At 70.0% G+C, this 21539-nt stretch carries 20 protein-coding genes, 1 tRNA gene and 2 riboswitches; of the genes, 14 read left to right on the top strand and 7 right to left on the bottom strand.

Going from position 1 to position 21539, the window contains the following annotated elements; translation table 11 throughout:
* The first annotated feature begins 123 nt into the window (after positions 1 to 123).
* From RUR_RS23570 to RUR_RS23535, 8 genes are all read left to right on the top strand, one after another.
* The gene (locus tag RUR_RS23570) at positions 124 to 1470 is read left to right on the top strand and encodes a glutamine synthetase family protein (RefSeq protein ID WP_428847019.1); all 1347 of its coding nucleotides are present in this window, start codon (positions 124 to 126) and stop codon (positions 1468 to 1470) included.
* Between the two features lie 42 nt (positions 1471 to 1512).
* Positions 1513 to 2853: an aldehyde dehydrogenase family protein gene (locus tag RUR_RS23565; RefSeq protein ID WP_283137342.1), complete on the top strand. Its 1341-nt coding sequence runs from the start codon at positions 1513 to 1515 to the stop codon at positions 2851 to 2853.
* A gap of 23 nt (positions 2854 to 2876) precedes the next feature.
* Positions 2877 to 3641: a 3-oxoacyl-ACP reductase gene (locus RUR_RS23560; RefSeq protein ID WP_283137907.1), complete on the top strand. Its 765-nt coding sequence runs from the start codon at positions 2877 to 2879 to the stop codon at positions 3639 to 3641.
* Positions 3642 to 3800: 159 nt separating this feature from the next.
* A complete protein-coding gene (locus RUR_RS23555; protein WP_283137341.1) occupies positions 3801 to 4541 on the top strand; it encodes a gamma-glutamyl-gamma-aminobutyrate hydrolase family protein in 741 nt (246 codons plus the stop codon).
* A gap of 148 nt (positions 4542 to 4689) precedes the next feature.
* Positions 4690 to 4788, top strand: a riboswitch (glycine riboswitch).
* 1 nt (position 4789) lies between these two features.
* Positions 4790 to 4880, top strand: a riboswitch (glycine riboswitch).
* A 35-nt stretch (positions 4881 to 4915) separates the two neighbouring features.
* A complete protein-coding gene (gene gcvT, locus RUR_RS23550) occupies positions 4916 to 6007 on the top strand; it encodes a glycine cleavage system aminomethyltransferase GcvT (RefSeq protein WP_283137340.1) in 1092 nt (363 codons plus the stop codon).
* 1 nt (position 6008) lies between these two features.
* Positions 6009 to 6398 carry a glycine cleavage system protein GcvH gene (gene gcvH / locus RUR_RS23545; RefSeq protein ID WP_283137339.1) on the top strand — a complete coding sequence of 130 codons (390 nt, stop codon included), beginning with the start codon at positions 6009 to 6011 and terminating at the stop codon, positions 6396 to 6398.
* An 84-nt stretch (positions 6399 to 6482) separates the two neighbouring features.
* Complete coding sequence (locus RUR_RS23540) at positions 6483 to 7859, top strand: L-serine ammonia-lyase (protein WP_283137338.1); 1377 nt, start codon at positions 6483 to 6485, stop codon at positions 7857 to 7859.
* A gap of 561 nt (positions 7860 to 8420) precedes the next feature.
* A complete protein-coding gene (locus RUR_RS23535) occupies positions 8421 to 9902 on the top strand; it encodes a hypothetical protein (RefSeq protein WP_283137337.1) in 1482 nt (493 codons plus the stop codon).
* On the opposite strand, the gene RUR_RS23530 is transcribed toward RUR_RS23535, so the two are convergent.
* Positions 9812 to 10372 (bottom strand): hypothetical protein, encoded by a 561-nt coding sequence (locus tag RUR_RS23530; RefSeq protein ID WP_283137336.1) that lies wholly within the window; start codon positions 10370 to 10372, stop codon positions 9812 to 9814. The two genes, RUR_RS23535 and RUR_RS23530, sit on opposite strands and share 91 nt — an antisense overlap.
* Positions 10369 to 11073 (bottom strand): DUF6286 domain-containing protein, encoded by a 705-nt coding sequence (locus RUR_RS23525; RefSeq protein WP_283137335.1) that lies wholly within the window; start codon positions 11071 to 11073, stop codon positions 10369 to 10371. The genes RUR_RS23530 and RUR_RS23525 overlap by 4 nt, the downstream gene beginning before the upstream one ends.
* Before the next feature lie 181 nt (positions 11074 to 11254).
* Here RUR_RS23525 and RUR_RS23520 point away from each other — a divergent pair, with 181 nt between their 5' ends.
* The gene (locus RUR_RS23520; protein WP_283137334.1) at positions 11255 to 12427 is read left to right on the top strand and encodes an amino acid deaminase/aldolase; all 1173 of its coding nucleotides are present in this window, start codon (positions 11255 to 11257) and stop codon (positions 12425 to 12427) included.
* Between the two features lie 49 nt (positions 12428 to 12476).
* Positions 12477 to 13127, top strand: coding sequence for an SIMPL domain-containing protein (locus RUR_RS23515; RefSeq protein WP_283137333.1), 651 nt, complete (start codon positions 12477 to 12479; stop codon positions 13125 to 13127).
* Positions 13128 to 13146: 19 nt separating this feature from the next.
* Here RUR_RS23515 and RUR_RS23510 read toward each other — a convergent pair whose 3' ends face one another.
* A complete protein-coding gene (locus RUR_RS23510) occupies positions 13147 to 13527 on the bottom strand; it encodes a DUF3618 domain-containing protein (protein WP_283137332.1) in 381 nt (126 codons plus the stop codon).
* 100 nt (positions 13528 to 13627) lie between these two features.
* Here RUR_RS23510 and bcp point away from each other — a divergent pair, with 100 nt between their 5' ends.
* Together bcp and RUR_RS23500 are read left to right on the top strand one after the other, a co-directional pair.
* Positions 13628 to 14092, top strand: coding sequence for a thioredoxin-dependent thiol peroxidase (bcp, locus tag RUR_RS23505; RefSeq protein WP_283137331.1), 465 nt, complete (start codon positions 13628 to 13630; stop codon positions 14090 to 14092).
* 121 nt (positions 14093 to 14213) lie between these two features.
* Positions 14214 to 14287, top strand: a tRNA-Leu gene (locus RUR_RS23500).
* Positions 14288 to 14987: 700 nt separating this feature from the next.
* Here RUR_RS23500 and trhA read toward each other — a convergent pair.
* Positions 14988 to 15641: a PAQR family membrane homeostasis protein TrhA gene (gene trhA / locus RUR_RS23495; RefSeq protein WP_283137330.1), complete on the bottom strand. Its 654-nt coding sequence runs from the start codon at positions 15639 to 15641 to the stop codon at positions 14988 to 14990.
* Positions 15642 to 15715: 74 nt separating this feature from the next.
* Positions 15716 to 16489, bottom strand: coding sequence for a hypothetical protein (locus RUR_RS23490; RefSeq protein ID WP_283137329.1), 774 nt, complete (start codon positions 16487 to 16489; stop codon positions 15716 to 15718).
* Positions 16490 to 16862: 373 nt separating this feature from the next.
* On the opposite strand from RUR_RS23490, the gene RUR_RS23485 reads away from it, so the two are divergent.
* Positions 16863 to 17624, top strand: a complete 762-nt coding sequence (locus RUR_RS23485; protein WP_283137328.1) for an ABC transporter ATP-binding protein — start codon at positions 16863 to 16865, stop codon at positions 17622 to 17624.
* Between the two features lies 1 nt (position 17625).
* A complete protein-coding gene (locus RUR_RS23480; RefSeq protein ID WP_283137327.1) occupies positions 17626 to 20142 on the top strand; it encodes an ABC transporter permease in 2517 nt (838 codons plus the stop codon).
* 208 nt (positions 20143 to 20350) lie between these two features.
* Here the strand turns inward: RUR_RS23480 and RUR_RS23475 are convergent, their stop codons facing one another.
* Together RUR_RS23475 and RUR_RS23470 are read right to left on the bottom strand one after the other, a co-directional pair.
* Positions 20351 to 20647, bottom strand: a complete 297-nt coding sequence (locus tag RUR_RS23475) for a hypothetical protein (RefSeq protein ID WP_283137326.1) — start codon at positions 20645 to 20647, stop codon at positions 20351 to 20353.
* Positions 20644 to 21480: a toxin glutamine deamidase domain-containing protein gene (locus tag RUR_RS23470; protein ID WP_283137325.1), complete on the bottom strand. Its 837-nt coding sequence runs from the start codon at positions 21478 to 21480 to the stop codon at positions 20644 to 20646. The genes RUR_RS23475 and RUR_RS23470 overlap by 4 nt, the downstream gene beginning before the upstream one ends.
* Positions 21481 to 21539 lie beyond the last annotated feature (59 nt).

Raw genomic sequence — 21539 nt, 5'->3', positions numbered from 1 at the left:
TGACAGAGCGGGTTTCCCGGTGCTTGCATACGATCACACCGAACAATGGTCTGATTCCAGACCATTGAAAAGTGGACACGCCCCATCGCGGCGGCGCGAGACGATGAGGAGAGAGGGGTTGCCGTGCTGACGGTCGAGCACCTGAAGACCGAGATCGACGCGGGCCGGATCGACACAGTGATCATCGCCATCGCCGACATGCAGGGCCGCCTCCAGGGGAAACGGCTCGCCGCGAAATTCTTCGTGAACGAGGTGCTCCACCACCACGCCGAAGGGTGCGACTACCTGCTCGCCGTCGACGTGGACATGAACACGGTGGGCGGATACGCGGTGTCCTCCTGGGACCGCGGGTACGGCGACTTCGTCATGCGGCCCGACCTGTCCACCCTTCGCCGCATCCCCTGGCAGGAGGGCGCCGCGCTGGTCATGGCCGACGTGGTCTGGGGTTCCGGCGACGACGTGACCGTCTCGCCCCGGCAGATCCTGGGCCGGCAGCGGGCCCGGCTGGCCGAGCGGGGCTGGCGGGCCTATGTGGGGACCGAGCTGGAGTTCATCGTCTACAACACCTCGTACGAGGACGCGTGGCGACGTGGATATCAGGAGCTGGAGCCCGCCAACCTTTACAATGTAGATTATTCACTTCTCGGCGGTGCCCGGGTCGAGCCGCTCCTGCGCCGGATCAGGCTCTGCATGGAGGGCGCCGGAATGTACGTCGAGTCGGCCAAGGGCGAGTGCAACCTGGGACAGCATGAGATCGCCTTCCGTTACGCGGAGGCGCTGCCGACATGCGACAACCACGCGATCTATAAAAACGGGGCGAAGGAGATCGCCGCGCAGGAGAACAAGTCCATCACGTTTATGGCCAAACCCAATACGCGTGAGGGGAACTCCTGCCACATCCACATCTCATTCCGCTCCGACGACGGGGATCCCATCCTGGCGGGCGAAGGCCCGTACGGACTCTCCGAGACCGGCCGGTATTTCGTCGCCGGGCAACAGGCCTGCCTCCGGGAATTCACCCTCCTCCTCGCGCCGAATATCAACTCATATAAGAGATTCGTGCCCGGATCGTTCGCCCCCACCTCGGTGAAATGGGGGATCGACAACCGGACCTGCGCCCTCCGGCTGGTCGGCCACGGGCACTCCCTCCGCCTGGAGAACCGCGTCCCGGGCGGGGACGTCAACCCCTACCTGGCCGTCTCGGCGCTGATCGCGGCGGGGCTGTACGGGATCGAACACGAGCTGCCGCTTGAGGACCCCTTCGCCGGGGACGCCTACCGGGCCGGCGTCGACCGGATCCCGCACACGCTCCGCGACGCGCTCGCCCTCTGGGAGTCCTCCGCGCTCGCCCGGGAGGTCTTCGGCGAGGACGTCGTCGCCCACTACGCCAACAACGCGCGGGTCGAGCTCGCCGCCTTCGACGCGGCGGTGACCGACTGGGAGCTGATCCGGGGGTTCGAGCGCATGTAGGCCGGGGGCACCCCGCGACCGACGAACCGTTGAACGGAGACCATGAAGATCATCAATCCGGCGACCGAAGAGGTGCTCGCCGACATCGAACTCGCGGACGCCGCGGAGACCGACCGCGCGGTGGAGCGGGCCGGACGGGCCTTCCGCTCCTGGCGGGCGACCGCACCCGCCGACCGGGCCAGGCTGCTGCGCGCCTTCGCCGCGCGGGTCCGGGAGGCGGCGGACGTCCTCGCCGACCTGGAGACCGCCAATGCCGGTCACACCGTGGGCAACGCCCGCTGGGAGGCGGGCAACGTCTCCGACGTGCTGGAGTACTACGCGGCCGCGCCCGAACGCCACCTCGGCAGCCAGATCCCGGTCGCCGGCGGGATCGACGTCACCTTCCGCGAACCGCTGGGCGTGGTCGGGGTGATCGTGCCCTGGAACTTCCCCATGGTCATCATGGGCTGGGCGGCGGCTCCGGCCCTCGCGGCCGGGAACACGGTGATCGTCAAGCCCGCCGAGCAGACCCCGCTCACCGCGCTGAAGCTCGCCGAACTGGCCCTTTCCGCGGGGCTCCCCGAGGGTGTGCTCCAGGTGCTGCCCGGCGCGGGCGAGGTCGCCGGTGCCCGGCTCGCCGAGCATCCCGAGGTGGCCAAGATCGTGTTCACCGGCTCCACCGAGGTGGGCCGGCTCATCATGGCGAGCGCCGCCAAGACCTTGAAGCGGGTCACCCTGGAGCTCGGCGGCAAGAGCGCGAACATCGTCTTCGCCGACGCCGACGTGGAGCGGGCCGCGAAGACCGCGCCCGGGGCCGTCTTCGACAACGCCGGGCAGGACTGCTGCGCCCGTTCCCGGATCCTGGTCCAGCGCGAGGTGTACGACCGTTTCATGGAGGTCTTCGAACCCGCGGTGCGGGACGTCGTGGTCGGCGACCCCCGCGACCCCGCCACCGAGATGGGGCCGCTCATCTCGGCGGAGCACCGCGAGCGCGTCCGGGGCTACGTGGGCGACCCGGCGTTTCGCGGCGACTGCCCGCAGGGCCGCGGCTTCTGGTTCCCCCCGACCGTGCTCACCCCGGACGAGCGCAGCCCGGCCTGGCAGGAGGAGATCTTCGGCCCGGTGGCCTCGGTCATGCCCTTCGACGACGAGGAGTCGGCGATCCGGCTGGCCAACGCCACGCCGTACGGGCTCAGCGGCTCCATCTGGACCCGGGACGTCGGCAGGGCGCTGCGGGTCAGCCGGGCGGTGGAGTCCGGCAACCTCTCGGTGAACTCGCACTCCAGCGTGCGGTACGCGACGCCCTTCGGCGGTTTCAAGCAGTCCGGGATCGGCCGGGAGCTCGGCCCGGACGCGCTGGACGCCTTCACCGAGATCAAGAACGTCTTCATCTCCACCGACTGACCATGAGAGAGGCTGAGCACGACATGCGGCGTTTGGAAGACCGGGTGGCCGTCGTCACCGGAGCGGGGAGCGGGATCGGGCTGGCCACGGCGCGCAGGTTCGCGCAGGAGGGCGCCCGGGTGGTCTGCGCGGACATCGACCCCGCGGCCGGCGGGGCGGCGGCCGAGGAGGTCGGCGGGGTGTTCGCCGCCGTCGACGTGGCCGACGAGGAGAGCGTCGCGGCGATGTACTCCTCGGCGTTCGAGCGGTTCGGCCGGATCGACGTCGCGTTCAACAACGCCGGGATCTCCCCGCCGGAGGACGACTCGATCCTGACGACCGGGCTGGAGGCCTGGCGCCGGGTCCAGGACGTGAATCTGACGAGCGTGTATCTGTGCTGCAGGCACGTCATTCCCTACATGCAGGCCCAGGGCAAGGGCTCGATTATCAATACGGCGTCCTTTGTCGCGGTAATGGGCTCGGCGACCTCGCAGATCTCCTACACGGCGTCCAAAGGCGGCGTCCTCGCCCTCTCCCGCGAACTCGGTGTGCAGTTCGCCCGCGAGGGCATTCGGGTGAACGCGCTCTGCCCCGGCCCGGTGAACACGCCTCTGCTGCAGGAATTGTTCGCCAAGGACCCGGAGCGGGCACAGCGCCGGCTCGTCCATATTCCCCTGGGCCGTTTCGCCGAAGCGACCGAGATCGCCGCCGCTGTCGCATTTCTCGCCAGCGATGACGCCTCATTCATCACCGGTTCGGAATTCCTTGTCGACGGAGGTATCTCCGGCGCGTACGTCACCCCGCTATGATCACGCGAACGGGCGAACCGCCCGGCTGATCCATGCTGATAGGACGCATGAGTTAGCGGACGGGACCAAAATCCATGCCCACCGGCCATACCGTAACCGGCCGAAAACCGGCGATGTCCGATGCTTATGGGTCAACATATGCACCACGGAGCGACACCAATGAACATACGTCCGGTTATCGGAATCACGGCGTACATCGAATCCGCCAGATTCACCGTCTGGGACACCCAGGCGACGCTGCTCCCCCATCGGTACGTCGACCAGGTCAGCCGTGCGGGGGGCCAGCCGGTGCTGCTGCCCCCCATCGGGGAGCCGGCGGGGCTGGTCGACCGGCTCGACGGCCTGATCCTGGCGGGGGGCGGCGACGTGGACCCCGCGCGGTACGGCGCCGAGGTCCACGAGCAGACCGACTACATCCGCCGGTTCCGGGATGAGTCGGAGTTCTCCCTGGTCGAGGCGGCGCTCAAGGCCGAACTCCCCTTCCTGGGCATCTGCCGGGGCATGCAGGTCCTGAACGTGGTGCGCGGCGGCACCCTGCACCAGCACCTGCCCGAGGTGGTCGGCCACACCGACCACTCCCCCGAGCCGGGCTCCTACGGCCGGGTTCCCGTCCGGCTGGCGCCGGGCAGCCTGCTCGCCCGGACCTTCGACGACGACGCCGAGGTCAAGCCGGCCCACTACCACCACCAGGCGATCGAGCGGCTCGGCGAGGGCCTGGTGCCCGTCGGCTGGGCACCCGACGAGACGATCGAGGCCGTGGAGGTCGAGGGCCAGCCCTTCGCGCTCGGGGTGCAGTGGCACCCGGAGGTCGACGACGACGGCAGGCTCTTCCACGCCTTCATCGGGGCCGCCGCCGGCTTCCGCCCCGCCCTCAACACCGGGCGGCACGTCCGCAGCTGAGTTCACCGCCGCCCGGTGGCCCGTGCGCGCCGGGTGAGGGCCGCCGCGACGATCCCGTGTCCCGTCTTCGAGAACGCCGGACACGGGATCGTTCCCCCCTGCGGCTTTCGCTGACCCGAGGGATGCCGTTACGCTGTCTTCCGGCCGACGACCTCACGCGGGAGAGTCCCTTCGCAATCCGGCGAAAGGGCGCCGAAGGAGCAAGCCCTCCAACGAACCTCTCAGGCACCCGGACCGTGTGGGTGAGGCGCACTCTGGAAAGAAGGACCCAAACGGTCCTCGCCGAAGGTGAAAACCCCTAGGGGCGAAGCTCTCAGGCACCATGACAGAGCGGGAGGATGTTCTCATCCGACCCTGCGTAAAGGTGCCCTGTGATGTCCAGACCGACTCCTCTGCGCGAGGTTCACGAGAGCCTCGGCGCCACGTTGACCGATTTCGCCGGCTGGCTGATGCCGCTCCGCTACGGCAGTGAGTCCGCCGAACACCGCGCGGTCCGGGAGGCCGCCGGACTGTTCGACCTCTCCCACATGGGGGAGATCTTCGTGACCGGCCCGCAGGCGGGTGCCGCCCTGGACCACGCGCTGGTCGGGCACATCTCCGCCGTCGCCGTCGGCCGGGCCCGCTACACCATGATCTGCGCGCCCGACGGCGGCGTGCTGGACGACCTGATCGTCTACCGCCTCGCCGAGGAGGAGTACCTGGTCGTCGCCAACGCCGGCAACTACCTGATGGTGGCGCGGGAGCTGACCGAGCGGGCGCGGGACCTGGACGCCCTGGTCGAGGACCGCTCCGACCGGTACGCGCTCATCGCCGTACAGGGCCCCCGGGCCCAGGAGATCCTCGGCACGCTGACCGACGCCGACCTGCCGGGCCTGAAGTACTACGCGGGCCTGCCCGCCACGGTGAGCGGCCGCAGCGCGCTGATCGCCCGTACCGGGTACACCGGTGAGGACGGTTTCGAACTCTTCGTCGCGGCCGAGGACGCCGCCCCGCTCTGGGCCGACCTGGCCAAGGCGGGCGAGGGGTACGGCCTCAAGCCGGCCGGTCTGTCCGCGCGGGACACGCTCCGCCTGGAGGCGGGCATGCCGCTGTACGGCAACGAGCTCTCCACCGCGCTCACGCCGTACGAGGCGGGTCTGGGACGCGTCGTCAAGCTGGACAAGCCGGGCGACTTCGTGGGCCGCGCGGCCCTGGCCGAGTGCGCCGGGATCCCGGTGACCAGGCGCTTGGTCGGCCTGATCGCCAAAGGCCGCCGGGTGCCACGGCACGGGTATGCGGTTGTGCGGCAGGCGGATGGCGTTATCGTCGGCGAGGTGACCAGCGGGGCGCCTTCACCGTCCCTGGGTAGGCCGATCGCCATGGCCTACGTGGAGGCGGCCTCCGCCGGCGAAGAGCTCGCCGTGGACATCCGGGGCGGTCACGAGCCGGTTGAGGTCATCGACCTGCCTTTCTATAAGAGGAGTTGAAGTGAGCAGCATCCCCGACAACCTGAGCTACACCAAGGAACACGAGTGGGTGGCCGGGCTCGACGACGGTGACGAGATCGTCGTCGGCATCACGGCGTTCGCCGCGGAAGCCCTGGGGGACGTCGTCTTCGTACAGCTGCCCGAGGCCGGAGCCGAGGTCTCCGTGGGGGAGCCCTGCGGGGAGGTCGAGTCGACCAAGTCGGTGAGCGACATCTACGCCCCGGTCACCGGCACGATCACCGAGGTGAACCAGGTGGTTTCGGACGACCCCTCGCTGGTCAACACCGACCCGTTCGGCGACGGCTGGCTGTTCAAGATCCGGGTCGAGGCGGACGCGGACGACCTGCTGTCGGCGGCGGAGTACGCCAAACTCACCGAGAGCGAATCCTGACCCTCTTTCCCGGCTGTGATCGCGAGGCTTCCCCAGGGGCCTGACCGGCGAGGCCTCGCGATCACGGCGATTTTGGAGCCACCCATGGCCATCAGCGTCTTCGACCTCTTCAAGATCGGTATCGGCCCGTCCAGCAGCCACACCGGCGGACCCATGGCCGCGGCCCATCGTTTCGCCCGGGGGCTCCACCAGGACGGTCTGCTGGAGCGGACCACCGGTGTCCAGACGATCCTGTACGGATCACTCGGCCTCACCGGAAAAGGCCATGGCAGCGACAAGGCGGTCCTGCTCGGACTCTCCGGCGACAAACCCGAGACGGTGGAGGTGGACCGGGTCGCCGAGCGGGTGGCCGCGATGCGGAAGAGCGGCACCGTACAGCTGTACGGGCTGCGCGAGATCCCCTTCGTCGTCGGCGAGCACCTCGTCTTCGAACGGAAGAAGTCCCTCCCCCACCATTCCAACGGCATGACCTTCACCGCCTTCGGGGAGGACGGCGCGATCCTGCGGGAACGCACCTTCTACTCGGTCGGCGGCGGCTTCGTGGTCGACGAGAACGCCATGGGCGCCGACCGGATCAAGGCCGACGACACCGAACTCCCGCACCCGTTCACCACCGCCGCCGAGCTGCTGGACCGATGCGCCGAGACCGGGCTGTCGATCCCGGCCCTGATGATGGAGAACGAGCGGGCCTTCGGCCGTACCGACGAGCAGGTCCGGGCCGAGCTGCTGGCGATCTGGGATGTGATGAAGTCCTGCGTCCGGCGGGGCTGCGCCACCGAGGGCGTGCTCCCCGGCGGGCTGAAGGTACGGCGGCGCGCCCCGCAGCTGCGGCGGCGGCTCACCGTGGAAGACGCCAGCAAGGACCCGCTCCAGGTGATGGACTGGGTGACCCTGTTCGCCCTCGCCGTCAACGAGGAGAACGCCGCGGGCGGGCGGATCGTCACCGCCCCCACCAACGGCGCCGCCGGGATCATCCCCGCCGTCCTGCACTACTACGACAAGTTCATCCCCGGCGCCGACGACGAGGGCGTGGTGCGCTTCCTGCTGACCGCGAGCGCGATCGGCGTGCTGTTCAAGGAGAACGCGTCCATCTCCGGTGCCGAGGTGGGCTGTCAGGGCGAGGTGGGCTCGGCCTGCTCGATGGCCGCGGCCGGTCTCACCGAGGTGCTCGGCGGTACTCCGGAACAGGTGGAGAACGCGGCCGAGATCGGCATCGAGCACAACCTCGGCCTCACCTGCGACCCCATCGGGGGCCTGGTGCAGATCCCCTGCATCGAACGGAACGCCGTGGCCTCGATCAAGGCGATCGGCGCCGCCCGGATCGCCCTGCGCGGCGACGGCAAGCACTTCGTCTCCCTGGACAAGGCCATCCGGACCATGCGGATCACCGGCGAGGACATGCACTCCAAGTACAAGGAGACCTCCCGCGGCGGCCTCGCCGTCAACCTCATCGAATGCTGACCACGTGCCCGGGGCCTCACGATCCCGGGCACGGTACGGACCATCGGTCGCCTGACGAGGCGCCCTTGGGATGCGGCACCTCCGGTTCCGGCTAACCCGTCGGCCGGAACCGGTGCCTCCCCGCCCGCACCCGTGATCGATGCGGTGTGCGCACCCACAAGGAGCGCACATCGCAGCCGATCACGGGTGCCCGGGTTTCCGGATCGGGACCGCCGAACCGGTTGGAGAGTCCTGTACGGGCTGCGCCCGACCGCCCGGCCTGATCGGCGCCGAAGCGGCTCCCGCGTAACCCGTACCGGATGGGCGAGTACCTGCCTGAGGCCGAGCCCGGGAAGGGCGGCAGAGCCCGCGTGGCCCGAAACACCTACGCAATCTCCGGATGTCGGGGAAGGCGAGAGCCGGAAAGACCCGCGTTGCCCGTACCGGCGTCACCGGACGCCCCGGCTGGGGAACGGCTCAGGTGGTTTTCCACAGGGACGGCTCACAAGCCCGCGCCCTATGGGATTTGTGGCAGGCTGAACGGAGGGTCCAAGGGACGGCGCGGTGAGCACGGGAGGTTGCGTGGCGACGAGGACGGCCTCCACGCGGGATCGGGTCGTGCCGGCGGCCCAGGGCATCGTGCGGCGTGCCCGGGCGAAGCTGAAGGGCGGCTCCGGGGCCGGGGGGAACCCATCCGGGTCGTTCGTGCGGCGGCATCGGATCTTCCTGGCGGTGCTGGCCGCCGGGGTGGTGCTGCGGCTGCTGGCGGTTCTCGGCTACCGGCCGGCGCTGTGGTTCTGGGCGGACTCGTTCTCCTATGTGGGCGGCGCCTTGGACCTGAGGCCGCTGGAGAGCCGCCCGTCCGGGTACTCGATCTTTCTCTGGGTGCTCAGCCCGCTGCAGAGCTTCGGCGCGGTTGTGATCATCCAGCATCTGCTCGGGCTCGCGGCGGCCGTCGCCGTCTACGCGCTGCTGCGCAGGCGTTCGACGATCCCGGCCTGGGGAGCCGCGCTGGCGGCCGCCCCGGTGCTCCTCAATCCGCACCAGATCCTGCTTGAGCACCTGATCATGGCGGATCTGCTCTTCTCCGTGCTCGTCGTGGGCGCGATCACCCTGCTGATGTGGCGGGAGAAGGTCACCACCCGGACCGCGGTGATCGCGGGCCTCCTGCTGGCCTTCGCCACCCTCACCCGGACCATCGGCCTGCCGCTGATCGGGGTGGTGCTGCTCTACCTGCTGGTACGGCGAACCGGCTGGCGGACCCTGGCGGCGGCCGCGGCGGCCTGCGTGCTGCCCCTGGCCGCCTACATGGTGTGGTTCAAGGTGGAGCACGGCTCCTTCGCGCTGACCAAGAGCAACGTCTTCCTCTGGGCTCGGACGATGACGTTCGCCGACTGCCGCAAGGTCGACCCGCAGGGGGTGGAGGCGAAGCTGTGCCCGCGGGACGCCCTGGATCGGCGCCAGCCTCCGCCGCACTACATCTGGAGCTCGGACTCGCCGCTCCGCGAGGCCGGGAACCTGCCGTCGGGCACCGACCGCAACGAGGTGGCCGGGGCCTTCGCCACCAAGGCGATCATGGCTCAACCGGCGGAGTTCCTCTACGCCGGGATGGTCGACTTCTCCCGGACGTTCACCTGGACGCGTCAGCCGTACCCCAATCCCGGCTGGCAGAACCTGCTGGAGTTCCCCCCGTCCACCCGGTTCCCGAAGTCCAAGACCTCGCTCGGGATGACGCCGGCCCAGCTGACCGCCGAGTATCAGGGCTCTTCCGGTCAGACCAGGATCGAAGACCCCTACGCCTCGATTCTGCGGACGTATCAGGACTGGTTCTCCCTCCGGGGGCCGTTCATCGGGGTGATCGTGCTCATCGGGCTCTGGGGGCTGATCCGATTCAGGTGGCTGGTACTCCTCCCGTACGCCGTCGCCCTCACCCTGCTCGCGCTGCCCCCGCTGATCGCCGCCTTCGACCACCGCTACGTGGTGCCCGCCATCCCGCTCGCCTGCGTCGCCGCGGCGTTCGCGCTCACCGGCGTCGCGTCCACGAACCGGCGCCGGCTCACGTGAACCCGTACGACGACGGGCGTCCGATCGTCACCCGAGAGCAGACGCACCCGGGCGGTCGCCTCGCCGTCCAGCCGTGACCTCAGCAGCCCCAGGTCCGTGCCGGTGTCGCAGGAGATCGAGGCGCGCATCAGCCGCCTGGCCCGCGTGACCTGAACCCAGCGGACCCCGGAGACCGGCTTGAGCGCGGCCTCCAGCAGCTCGGTCCCGGCGGAGGTACGGCTGCCGCGCCACCCCCAGCCGAAGGCGCCCAGCAGCCAGCGTGTGGCGATCGACATCAGGAGCAGCCCCGCCGTCGCGACCAGGAACCAGCGGCGGCCGAGCCCCTCCAGCCAGGCGACGAACTCCCAGGGCAGGATCGGGTCGTCGGGCCGGAGGACGCCGTACCCCAGCGCAAACCCCCCGGCCGCCACCAGGATCAAGCCGACCACCAGGAGCCCCATCCGGTTTCCCCTGCTGTCGCCCACCGTCATGCCTGCCTCCTGTGCAGCCGGACCTCGACGTCGTATCCGCCGAGCACCCCGATCTCGGTCATCTCCCGGGAGACCAGCGCCCGTACCCGATCGGCGAGGTCGTCCGGCGCGTCGGCCGTGGCGATCACGGCCACCTCCACCCGGCGGTCGTCCATCTCGACCGCCACACCCTCCACCCCGACCGGTACGGCGGCCGCGTGGGCCAGCGCCCGGCGCAGTCCGGGACGGGTCACCGCGACCACCAGGTCGGGGTCGGCCACGTCGAGCGGGACGAGCCGCAACTTCCCCGGGAGCAGGGCGAGGGCGATCACGCTCAGCCCGGTGAGCAGGCACACCACTCCAACGATCTTGGGAAGGCCCTCACCCCAGTCGATCTCGGTGGCCGACAGGGCGAGCTGCTCGTACGGCACCAGGCGGAAGGGCACCCAGGCCTGGGCGCTGATCGCCTCCGCGGCGACGAGCCAGCCGAGCGCGACCAGGCAGAGGGCGATCACAGCCGACGAGGGAGCGCGCCGGGCCCGCAGCATGCGCCGCGCCCGGCGTCGGCGCGCCCGGCGTTCCCGAACCTGTGCCCGGCGCTCCCGCGCGGCCCGATGCCGATCCGTCCCGGCCTCCTCGGACGCCCCCGGCGACCCACTCGGCCGGTCCGGCGAATCCCGGTGAGCCGGCTCTTCCCGCGTCGTGTTCGGCGCTTCCCCCATACGGTCCCCCTCGTCGGCGGGGGCCGAGGACGCACCGTCGATCGCGCTCGCCCGCCCGCTCCGGTGGGGACTTTCGCATATGGGCCGGGGGCTTCCGGCCTCCCACGCCGGACCTTTTCCCTGGTCTTACCAAAGGCACACACCATTAACATGAGAGGCTTTCATGTCTTACGCTTCTGGGATGAATCGCTACGATCGCGTCACCGCCGCGCTCGAACCGCCGTTCGCCGTCGTCGACCTCGACGCCTTCGACGCCAACGCGGCGGAGCTGGTCCGCCGGGCCCGCGGGAAGCCCATCCGGATCGCCTCCAAGTCGGTCCGCTGCCGGTCGTTGCTCGAACGCGCCCTGGCCCTTCCCGGCTTCGCGGGGATCATGGCCTACACCCTCCCCGAGGCGCTCTGGCTCGTCTCCCAGGGGTTCCGCGACGTCCTCGTCGCCTATCCGACCGTCGACCGGAGCGCCTTGGCCGTCCTCGCCGCCGACCCCCGCGCCGCCTGGGAGATCACCCTGCTCGTCGACTCCCCGGAGCACCTCGACCTGATCGAGTCGACCCACCCGACCACCCGGATCCGGGTATGTCTTGATATCGATGCGGGGTATGTCGCCCTCGGCGGCCGGGTCCGGGCCGGCGCCCGCAGATCCCCCGTCAGAACCCCCGCGCAAGCCGTCACCCTCGCCCGCGACATCGGCCGGCGCCGCACCCTCCGGCTCGTCGGCCTGATGGCGTACGAAGGCCAGATCGCCGGAGTCGGCGACAACCCGCCGGGCAACCCGCTCCTCGCCCGAGCCATCCGGGTGATGCAGGCGCGATCCACCCGCGAACTCATCCGGCGGCGCGGACGGATCGTCCAAGCCGTACGGAACCTCGCCGAACTCGAGTTCGTCAACGGCGGCGGAACCGGGAGCGTGGAAAAGACCGTCCGGGAGAGGGCCGTCACCGAAGTGGCCGCGGGCTCCGGGCTCTACCACCCCCGGCTCTTCGACCACTACACCGGCTTCCGCGGCACCCCCGCCGCACTCTTCGCCCTCCCCGTCGTCCGGCGGCCCGGACCCGGGGTCGTCACCGTGCTGGGCGGCGGCTACCACGCCTCCGGCCCGCCCGGACCGTCCCGGCTCCCCCAGCCCCACCACCCCGCCGGGCTCCGCTACGACGGAAACGAAGGCGCCGGAGAAGTCCAGACCCCGCTCCACGGCCCCGCCGCCGACCGGCTCCGCATCGGCGACCGCGTGTGGTTCCGGCATGCCAAAGCCGGCGAACTCTGCGAACACTTCGACACCCTGCACCTGATCACCGGGGACTCCCTCGCCGGACAGGCGCCGACCTATCGCGGGGAGGGCAAGACATTTCTCTAGATCCGGGGTTGACTGGAGACCCGTCGCTCCCGTCGACCGCTGGAGAATCATGCGCGAACCGCAACTGCGCGTCCGAGGCGAAGCCGTCCTCGAGGTCGAACCCGAGATCGCGCACCTCAGGATCGCCGTCGGCGCCCGGGATCGCGACCGGCGCACGGTCCTCGACCGGGTCACCCGGCGCAACGACGAAGTCCTCACCCTGATCAAGTCGTACGGCGAAGCCGTCGAATCCGTGGAAACCGGGGGCTTCAGCGTGTACCCCGAAACCAAGGGACGCCGCGCCGACGAGCGGATCCGCGGCTACCACGGGACCGTACGGCTACGCGTCGTCGTCAACGACTTCACCGCACTCGGCGAAATCGTGACCCGCCTCGCCGACCAAGACCTCGTCACCGTCGACGGCCTCACCTGGGCGATGCGCGCGACCAGCGACATCCACCGGCGGGCCCGAGCCGAAGCCGCCCGCGAAGCCGTCAAACGCGCCGCGGAATACGCCGAAGCGCTCGGCGGACGCCTCACCGGCCTCATCGAACTCACCGACACCGGCGGGCAGCGGAACACCCCGATGTTCGCCTACGAGATGGACACCATGCGGGCGATGGGCGACGGGCCGCCGGCGCTCACCCTCGAACCGCAAACCCAGAGCGTGCACGCCGAAGTCGAAGCCCACTTCACCATGACCCCGCCCCAGAACCTCTGAACCCGGCGCGCCGGGCCGCTCAGCGCCGGCGGCGACGCCAAAGGATCACCGCCGCCACCACCACGACCGCGGCACCCACCCCGATGATCACGGGAGAGACCGCCTGCGCCGGCTCCGGACCGCGGCGCTCACCCGGCCGGGCCGGAGAAGGACGTGCCGTCCCGCCCACCAAGTCCGTGACCGCCTGCACCACATGCTCGGCGTTACCCTTGATCCGCGCCACACCGCGCTGGGCGACCTGCCGCGGACTCACCCGATGGGCGATCGCGTCGATCGTCCGGGCCAGCTCCGCCCGAGTCCGCTCGATCTCCAGCTCCAACGAGGCCGGATCCGACGGACGCGACCGGACAGCCGGAAGATCCGGTGCGCGCAGCACGACCTCAGATTCGACGTCCGCCATAACCCCTCCCCAATCGCACCCGAACCACACCGGCACCGATCAGTCTGTCAGGTTCGCTCCTGCCCTGCGACAACCGGCGCAACCAGTAAGGTTGACGAGCATGAGCAAGCTCCAGCCCGGCGACACGGCACCCGACTTCACCCTCCTCGACGCCGAGGAGAACAAAACCACCCTCTCCGCATTCCGCGGCAAGCGCGTGATCCTCTACTTCTACCCTGCCGCCATGACACCCGGGTGCACCAAGCAGGCCTGCGACTTCCGCGACAACCTCTCCGCACTCCAGGCCGCCGGCGTGGAAGTACTCGGCGTGTCCAAAGACAACCCCGCCAAACTCCGCCAATTCATCGAACGGGACGCGCTCACCTACCCCCTCCTCGCCGACCCCGACCTCACCGTCCACCACGCCTACAGCACCTACGGCGAAAAGCAGTCCTACGGCAAAACCATCACCGGCGTCATCCGATCCACCTTCGTGATCGACGCCGACGGCACCGTCGAGAAAGCCCTCTACAACGTCAAAGCCACCGGGCACGTCGCCAGACTCCGCAGAGAGCTCGGCATCTGACCCGTCCTCCCAAGCGGGCAAATCAATCGAAGACCCACCGGCGAACCAGTAGGATTGCCCCAGCGAAACAACCGGCCACGCGACAACCACCCACCACGCCGCCAAGCCGGAACCACCACACGGGGTCGTAGCCCAACGGCAGGAGGCACACGGTTTAGGTCCGTGCCAGTGTGGGTTCGAATCCCACCGACCCCACGGGTCCGGGGATCCCTGGTCGCAAGCTTTGCTTGCTCCCCAGGGACCCTTAGGGAGTGTTTGCCCAGGGGGAGACCCCCTGGAACCCCCACGCGGTAACCCCCGCCTGCTGGGGCCTCCGATTGACCACCGCTTTTAGCCATACGAACCTGCCCCCACCGGCTGGGGCCTTCGACCGACCAGCTCCTTAGCCGCACGAACCTGCCCGCACCGGCTGGGGCCTCCGACCGACCACCTCCCTTAGCCGCACGAACCTGCCCGCACCGGCTGGGGCCTCCGACCGACCACCTCCCTTAGCCGAACGAACCTGCCCGCACCGGCTGGGGACTCCACAGTGACCGGCTGAGGTCGTCCGGACGCCGCAGAGGCCAGCCGCTTCTCTTGCGGGCCCTGCGGGCCGCAGTGCCAAGAGCCTGGAACGGAAGGCCTCCGCGTGCCAGGATCCGCGCCTGGTCGGCTCCTCCAACCGTATGAACCACACCGGCTGGGGACTACGCAACGATCGGCGAAGGTCGCCTGTACAAGACCGGGGCCACTCCCTCGCTTGTCGGCCCTATGGGCCGCGGCGCGCTGGAAGCCCTGTGCTGTCGGAACGGGCTCGCGTGCCGGAGTTCTCGCCCGACCGGCTTCTTGAGCCGTACGAACCATCCGTGAGGGCCTGATGGGGTGAGCTGTGGCCTGCGGGTGCTGGGGGGCGATGTCAGGTGGCTTGGTAGACGACGAGGGAGACGGCGATGTACTGGAGGAGGTAGGCGGCGAGGGTGAAGGCGTGGAAGACCTCGTGGAAGCCGAACCAGCGGGGGGACGGGTCGGGGCGTTTCAGGCCGTACACGATGCCGCCCGCGCTGTACAGGACGCCGCCGAGGATCACCAGGAGGACCGCCCACAAACCGGCTCCGGCCACCAGCTGGGGCAGGACGAACACCGCGACCCAGCCGAGGACGATGTACAGGCCGGTGTAGAGCCAGCGGGGAGCGCCGATCCAGACGACCCGGAAGACCACACCGGCCAGGGCGCCGGTCCAGATCACCGCGAGGACCGCCCCCCTGGCCACGCCGTCCAGGGCGAGCAGCGCGAACGGCGTGTACGTCCCCGCGATGATCAGGTAGATGTTGGCGTGGTCGAAACGCCGGAGCACCTCGGCCACCCGGGGTGAGAGCCGACCCCGATGGTAGGCGGCCGAGACGCCGAAGAGCAGGGCCGAGGAGAGGGCGTAGACGACCGCGGCGAGCCGCGCGGTGAGGGTCGGGCCGAACGCCACCAGGGCCAGACCCCCGACCAGGACCACCGGAAAGGCACCGGCGTGCAACCATCCGCGCAACCGGGGCTTGAGACGCCCCAACGCGTTCTCCATGGACGACCACTCCCTTTAACCTACGCGATAGTAGGTTACGGTACCGTAAGTTAAAGGGCTATGTGATCTCTCTCTCAGCCGGACCGGACCGAAGCCGACGGTGCCGGGACGGTCGACGAGGACGGCGACGGGACGATCGAAACCGATGGTGACGGCACGATCGGAACGGACGGCGACGGGAGGGGCGGCGGGAGGGCGGGCTCCGGCGGCGCCCACCGGTACCGTTCCTCCGGCTGACGCCAGCGGCAGATCTCCGCACCCGACTCGAAGCCACGGCACATCATGCCCCCGCGGGGCGGACCGTAGGGCCCATCGTGTTCGTACCAGGGGCCGCCGCGGCGGGGACCTCGGAAGAACCACTCCTGGTCGTCGTCCTCGAACGGGTGGTCGTCCCCGTACCAGACGACCCCCCTCCTGAAGTCGTCGCGGTCGCCCACCGCGTCGACGATCGCCACGACCCCACCGCCGATCAGCGCGCCGACCAGGCCGACGCCGACGAGCTGGACGGCCTTGCGCCCGGCGAACCGGCGCAGCCGGGCGGCCCTGGGCGGAGGCGGCGCATACGACACCCCGGGGGTCGTCGGGGGCGGAGGCGGCGGCGCATCGTGGTGCGCGGTGCCGGAGTCCGGTGACTCCGGTGACGGGGGTGGTGTGACGAGGGGCGGCTGGGTGGCGGCTCCCTCGGTGGGCGAACCTGCGGGAGGGGGCGCGAAAAAGCGCGCGGTCTCCGCGTCCGCCGCCTCGCCGGTCTGGGAGGGGCTCGCGGGTTGTGCGGATACGGCATCCGCCGGGTCGCCCTCCGGGCGTCCCTGGGATCCGGCCGGCCCCGGGGGGATATTCTCAGCCATGCTCACATGATGGATGAGTACTCGTAAATCCGTTGTAAGCAATAGGAAACCCACCGAGGGCGGAAAACTCCTATAAACGATTTTTAGGGATAATTCTCCGCGCCTTCCCGGGAATTCCTCAGAAGCTCGGGCGATGGCTCCCCCGATCACACGGGTGCGACGTCGGCGCACGCCAGCCCCGTTTGGCCGGCTCTCCGCCCGCCGCGTTCATTTCCTTGTCCGATTCATCCCGGACCGGGTCGGCCGAATGGCCGATGCAGGCGGCCACGCACCGTCCGAACGGCCGGTATCGGTTCCGGCCTCGCGGCCGATGAGCCGGATACGCCCGCGGAAGTAGCTTTTTGACACCGCACACCATCGACAAGGAGTTTTCGTGTCCGTCATCGTCCCCCCGGAAGCGCGAAGCGCCGCTCCGCCCGCCGTCGTCGCGAACAACCTCGTGAAGGTCTACGGCTCGGGCGACGCCGCGGTCCACGCCCTCAAGGATGTGAGCGTCGGGTTCGAGACAGGCGCGTTCACCGCCATCATGGGCCCCTCGGGGTCCGGCAAGTCGACGCTCATGCACTGCCTCGCCGGGCTGGACACCGCGACCCGCGGGGTGGTCCGCATCGGCGACACCGACATCACCACGCTGAAGGACAAAGAGCTCACCCTCCTGCGCCGGGACCGCATCGGCTTCATCTTCCAGGCGTTCAACCTGCTCCCCACTCTGACAGCGGAGCAGAACATCCGGCTTCCCCTGGAGATCGCGGGCCGCAAAGCGGACGAGGCGCTGTTCAACCGGGTGGTCGACACGGTCGGCCTCCGGGATCGGCTGAGGCACCGGCCGACCGAGCTCTCCGGCGGGCAGCAGCAGCGGGTGGCCGTCGCCCGCGCGTTGATCAGCCGGCCGCAGGTCATCTTCGCCGACGAGCCGACCGGAAACCTGGACTCCCGCAGCGGAGCCGAGGTCCTCAGCTTCCTGCGGACCTCGGTCCGTGAGCTGGGCCAGACGATCGTGATGGTCACCCACGACCCGGTGGCCGCGAGCTACGCCGATCGGGTGGTCTTCCTGCGGGACGGGGAGCTCGTCTCCGAACTCCACGGGCCGACCCCGCAGTCGGTGCACGACACGCTGATGAAGCTGGAGGCGTGAGGTGCTCAAGTCGACTCTGGCGGGGCTGTTCGCGCAGAAGCTGCGCCTGCTGCTGACCGCGACCGCCATCACGCTCGGGGTGGCGTTCATCTCGGGCACGTTCATCCTGACCGACACGATCCAGGTGGGGTTCAACAAGTCCTTCGCCGACGCGGCTGACAAGATCGACGTCGCGGTGATGCCCAACGAGGGCGAAGGGGATCAGCCGCCGTCTGTTCCCTTCGCCACGCTGGCCAAGGTCAAGGCGGTTCCGGGGGTCGCCGAGGCCCACGGTCTGATCCAGGGCACCGCCGCGCTCCTCGGCAAGGACGGGAGGATCGCGGGGCGACCGACCGCGGGCATCTCCGTCGCCGACGGGCGGCTCAGCCGTACCTCGATCGTCTCGGGCCGGCTTCCCGGACCCGGCGAGGCCATCCTCGACCGGAACACCGCCGAGCGCGTGGGCTACAAGCCCGGCGACACGATCAAGGTCCTGGGGAAGGCGAGGGATCCGCGGGAGTTCCGACTGGTCGGCACCTTCGACGTGGGGCTCAACCAGGAGCTCGCATCCCGCGGCGGGGTCGGGCTCACCCACGACGAGGCGATGGCCGTCACCGGGGAGAAGACCTACCGGGAGATCAACGTCCTCGCGTCCGAGGGCGTCTCCCCCGAGCAGCTCAGCAAGGCCGTCGGCGATGCCCTGGGCACGAACTTCACCGTGAAGACGGGCCGGGAGCTCGGCGAGGCGATCTCCAAGCAGAACGGCGTCGAGCTGGGGTTCGTCACCAGCGCCCTCCTTCTCTTCGGCCTGGTGGCCCTGCTGGTGGCCGGCCTGGTGATCTACAACACGTTCAGCATCCTGCTGGCCCAGCGCGTGCGGGAGACGGCGCTGCTCCGCTGTATCGGCGCCACCCGCGGGCAGATCTTCGGCGCCACCCTGCTGGAGGCCGCCGTCATCGGATCGATCGCCTCCGTCCTCGGGCTCGGCCTGGGCCTTGGGATGGGTGCCGGGGCGCTCAGCCTGCTCAACCTCTTCGACGCGGGTCTCCCCACCGACGGCGTCTCGCTGACCGCGCGCACGATCCTCGTCGGGCTCGCCGTCGGACTCGGCGTGACCGTCCTGTCCGCCCTGGTCCCGGCGCGGGCCGCCACCCGGGTGGCGCCGATCGCCGCGCTGCGCACCCAGAGCGAGGAGCGGGACTACCGGGCGAGCCGGACCCGGATGATCTTCGGGTCCCTCCTCGCGGTGGCCGGTCTCGCGGTGACGGTCGCCGGGGTCTCCGTCGGCGAGGGCGTCCCGGCGCTGTTCACCGTGGTCGCCGGTGGCGTGGTCTTCTTCTTCTCGGTGCTGGTCTGGGGTCCGATCACGGTCCGCCCGCTCAGCCGGTTCGTCGGCTGGCTGCCCGCCAAGCTGTTCGGCGTCTCCGGCCGCCTCGCGGTGACGAACTCGCATCGCAACCCCAAGCGCTCCGCTACCACGACCGTGGCCTTGACCGTCGGGGTGACCCTGATGACCCTCATCTCGATGGTGACCGTCTCGGCCAACGCGACGAGCAGCGCCGAGATCGACAAGAACTTCCCGGTCGAGTACCTGATCGGAACCCAGGAAGGCTTCGAAGGCACGCTTCCGGTGGCCCTCGGCACCGAGTTGTCCAAGCACCCGGAGATCAAGGAGGTGGTCCGGCTCCGGGAGGACGACGGAAAGCTCACCGCGGACAAGCGCGAGGGACCGATCGGCATGATCAGTGCGGCGGCTATCGGCACCACCTTCAAGCCCGAGGTCAAGCAGGGCTCCCTGGCGGACTTCACCCCGGGCACCCTGATGCTCCGGGACGAGTACGCCAAGGACCTCGGCGTCAAGCTGGGAGACAAGGTGCCCCTGGCCACCGAGAAGGGGAGCTTCTCGCTCAAGGTCTCTGTGATCGTCGGCGGACAGGGCGGGTTGATCCCCTCGGCGATGGTGCCGGAGGCCGACTTCCCCCGCTACTTCGACTCCGACGGCGACTCGATGCTCATGATCAACAGTAAGGACGGGGTGAGCCCGGCCAAGTCCCGGAACATCGTGGACGCCGCGGTCAAGCCGTATCCGATCGCACAGATCAGCAGCGCAGCCGAGATTAAATCCCAGATTAACCAGGCGCTTGGCCGGATCCTGTGGGTCATCGGCGGCCTGCTCGGACTGGCGATCGTCATCTCCCTCATCGGAATCGCCAACACGCTCACGCTCTCAGTCGTCGAACGCACCCGGGAATCGGCCCTACTGCGTGCGCTTGGCCTCGGGAAATCCCAGCTCCGAAGCATGCTGAGCGCTGAGGCGCTGATCCTCGGCATCATCGGGGCGCTGATCGGGGTGGCGCTGGGAATCGGCTTCGGCTGGGCCGCTCTCCTGAGCCTCCGCGAAGAGATGATCATCCAGGTTCCGATCCTGCAGGTCTGCCTGTTCGTGCTCCTGGCCGGGATCGCGGCGGTGCTCGCCTCGGTCCTTCCCGCCCGCCGTGCGGCCAAGGCCTCGATCGTCGAGTCCCTCGCCGCCGGCTGACCGTTCGAAACACCGCATAGCCGACAAACGCGGATCTCCGGTGGGCCTGTCCTCCACCGGAGAGCACCGGCCGGGGCGTTCACAGGAGCACGCCCCGGCCGTCCCCGTGCCTCCCGCAGGACCGCGAACCGTATCGCGCCACCCGCCGACCCACCTCGCGACTCCAAGCCCAAGACCCGGTACGTACGGGGCCCAGCCCGCCGGACGGTCAGCGGAGGCCGGACACGGGGTCGCGGGTGGCCCGCTCGCGGCGATAGTGGTCGGCGACGAGCTCGGGCGCCATGAGCGGCCGGATCAGCACCTCGCCGGAGTGCCTGTCGATCACGACGCAGCCGCCGCCGGCCACCCCGGGAAGCACGGTGACGTCCTCGGGCTCGTTCTCCATCGGCCAGGCGACGAAGCCCTCGGCGAACGGGTAGACGCCGACCTCGACGGCCTCGTCCACCTCCCGGCCCCCGTTGAGGATCTCCTCGGCGAGCGCCCTCGCCTGCTCCGAGGTGATCACAGCCGCGTCCCTCCCCGGTCGATCGCGACGCAGAAGATCCCGGTCACCCCCGGGTACAGGGGGCGTTCGGCGCAGTCGCCGCGCTGCAGGTCGGCCCAGACCACCTGGCCCCCCGCGTTGAAGGCGTTCCACGTGTGGCAGCCGCCGACGGCCCATCGGTTGATCAGCATGGCCCCCGAGCCGGGGCCGCCCTCGGCCAGCCGCCGCCCGATCCGGTGATAGGCCTCGGCGCCGTTGCCCGCGTACTCGAAGCGGTGGCCGAGCCAGCGCTCGGCCCGGCTCACCCCGCCGGGCTCCCCGGACAGGACGGGCCTGCCGATCCGGTCGTACTCCGGACGCCGTGGCGCGGCCACGACCGGCTCCCCGTGCCAGGTGGAGAGTCCGGAGAGCGCGCATTCCACCGCGTTGGTGGCCCGGAACGGGTCCTCGCCCGGCGGCCCGGGCCCGTTGAGAAGCGACCCCCAGCCCGTTCGCGGGTCCACGAAACGCGCCGCCGCGTGCGGCAGGACCTCCTCGAGGTCGGCCTGGAGCTGCGGGTCCGGCCTGGCCACCCCGCCCGGGACGTCGTAGGGGCGGACGTCGGCCAGGGGAGGCGGTCGCGAGGCCCGGTCGAACCAGTCGAGCTCGGGCTCGCGGTCCACGGCGTCGTCCGGCGGGAGCCCCGGTTCGCGTTCGGCCGTGACCGCGAGGGTCTCCGCGGCCAGCTCGTAGTCGAGCCAGCGGCGGCCGTCCGGGCCGACGACGGGGTTGTAGACCCGTTCGCGGGACCGCGGTCGGCTCGGGCGGGCGCCGTCGACCGGCCCGTACCCCTGCCAAGACGTCCTGTCGGCCACGCGCGTCCCCTCCCCCGCCGATGCTAGGGCGACGCCCGGTGCGGATGGGGCCAAACGCC

Origin of the sequence: Rhizohabitans arisaemae, assembly GCF_025996515.1 — a bacterium.
Taxonomy (GTDB): domain Bacteria; phylum Actinomycetota; class Actinomycetes; order Streptosporangiales; family Streptosporangiaceae; genus Rhizohabitans; species Rhizohabitans arisaemae.
This window is presented reverse-complemented; position numbering and strand designations above follow the sequence as displayed.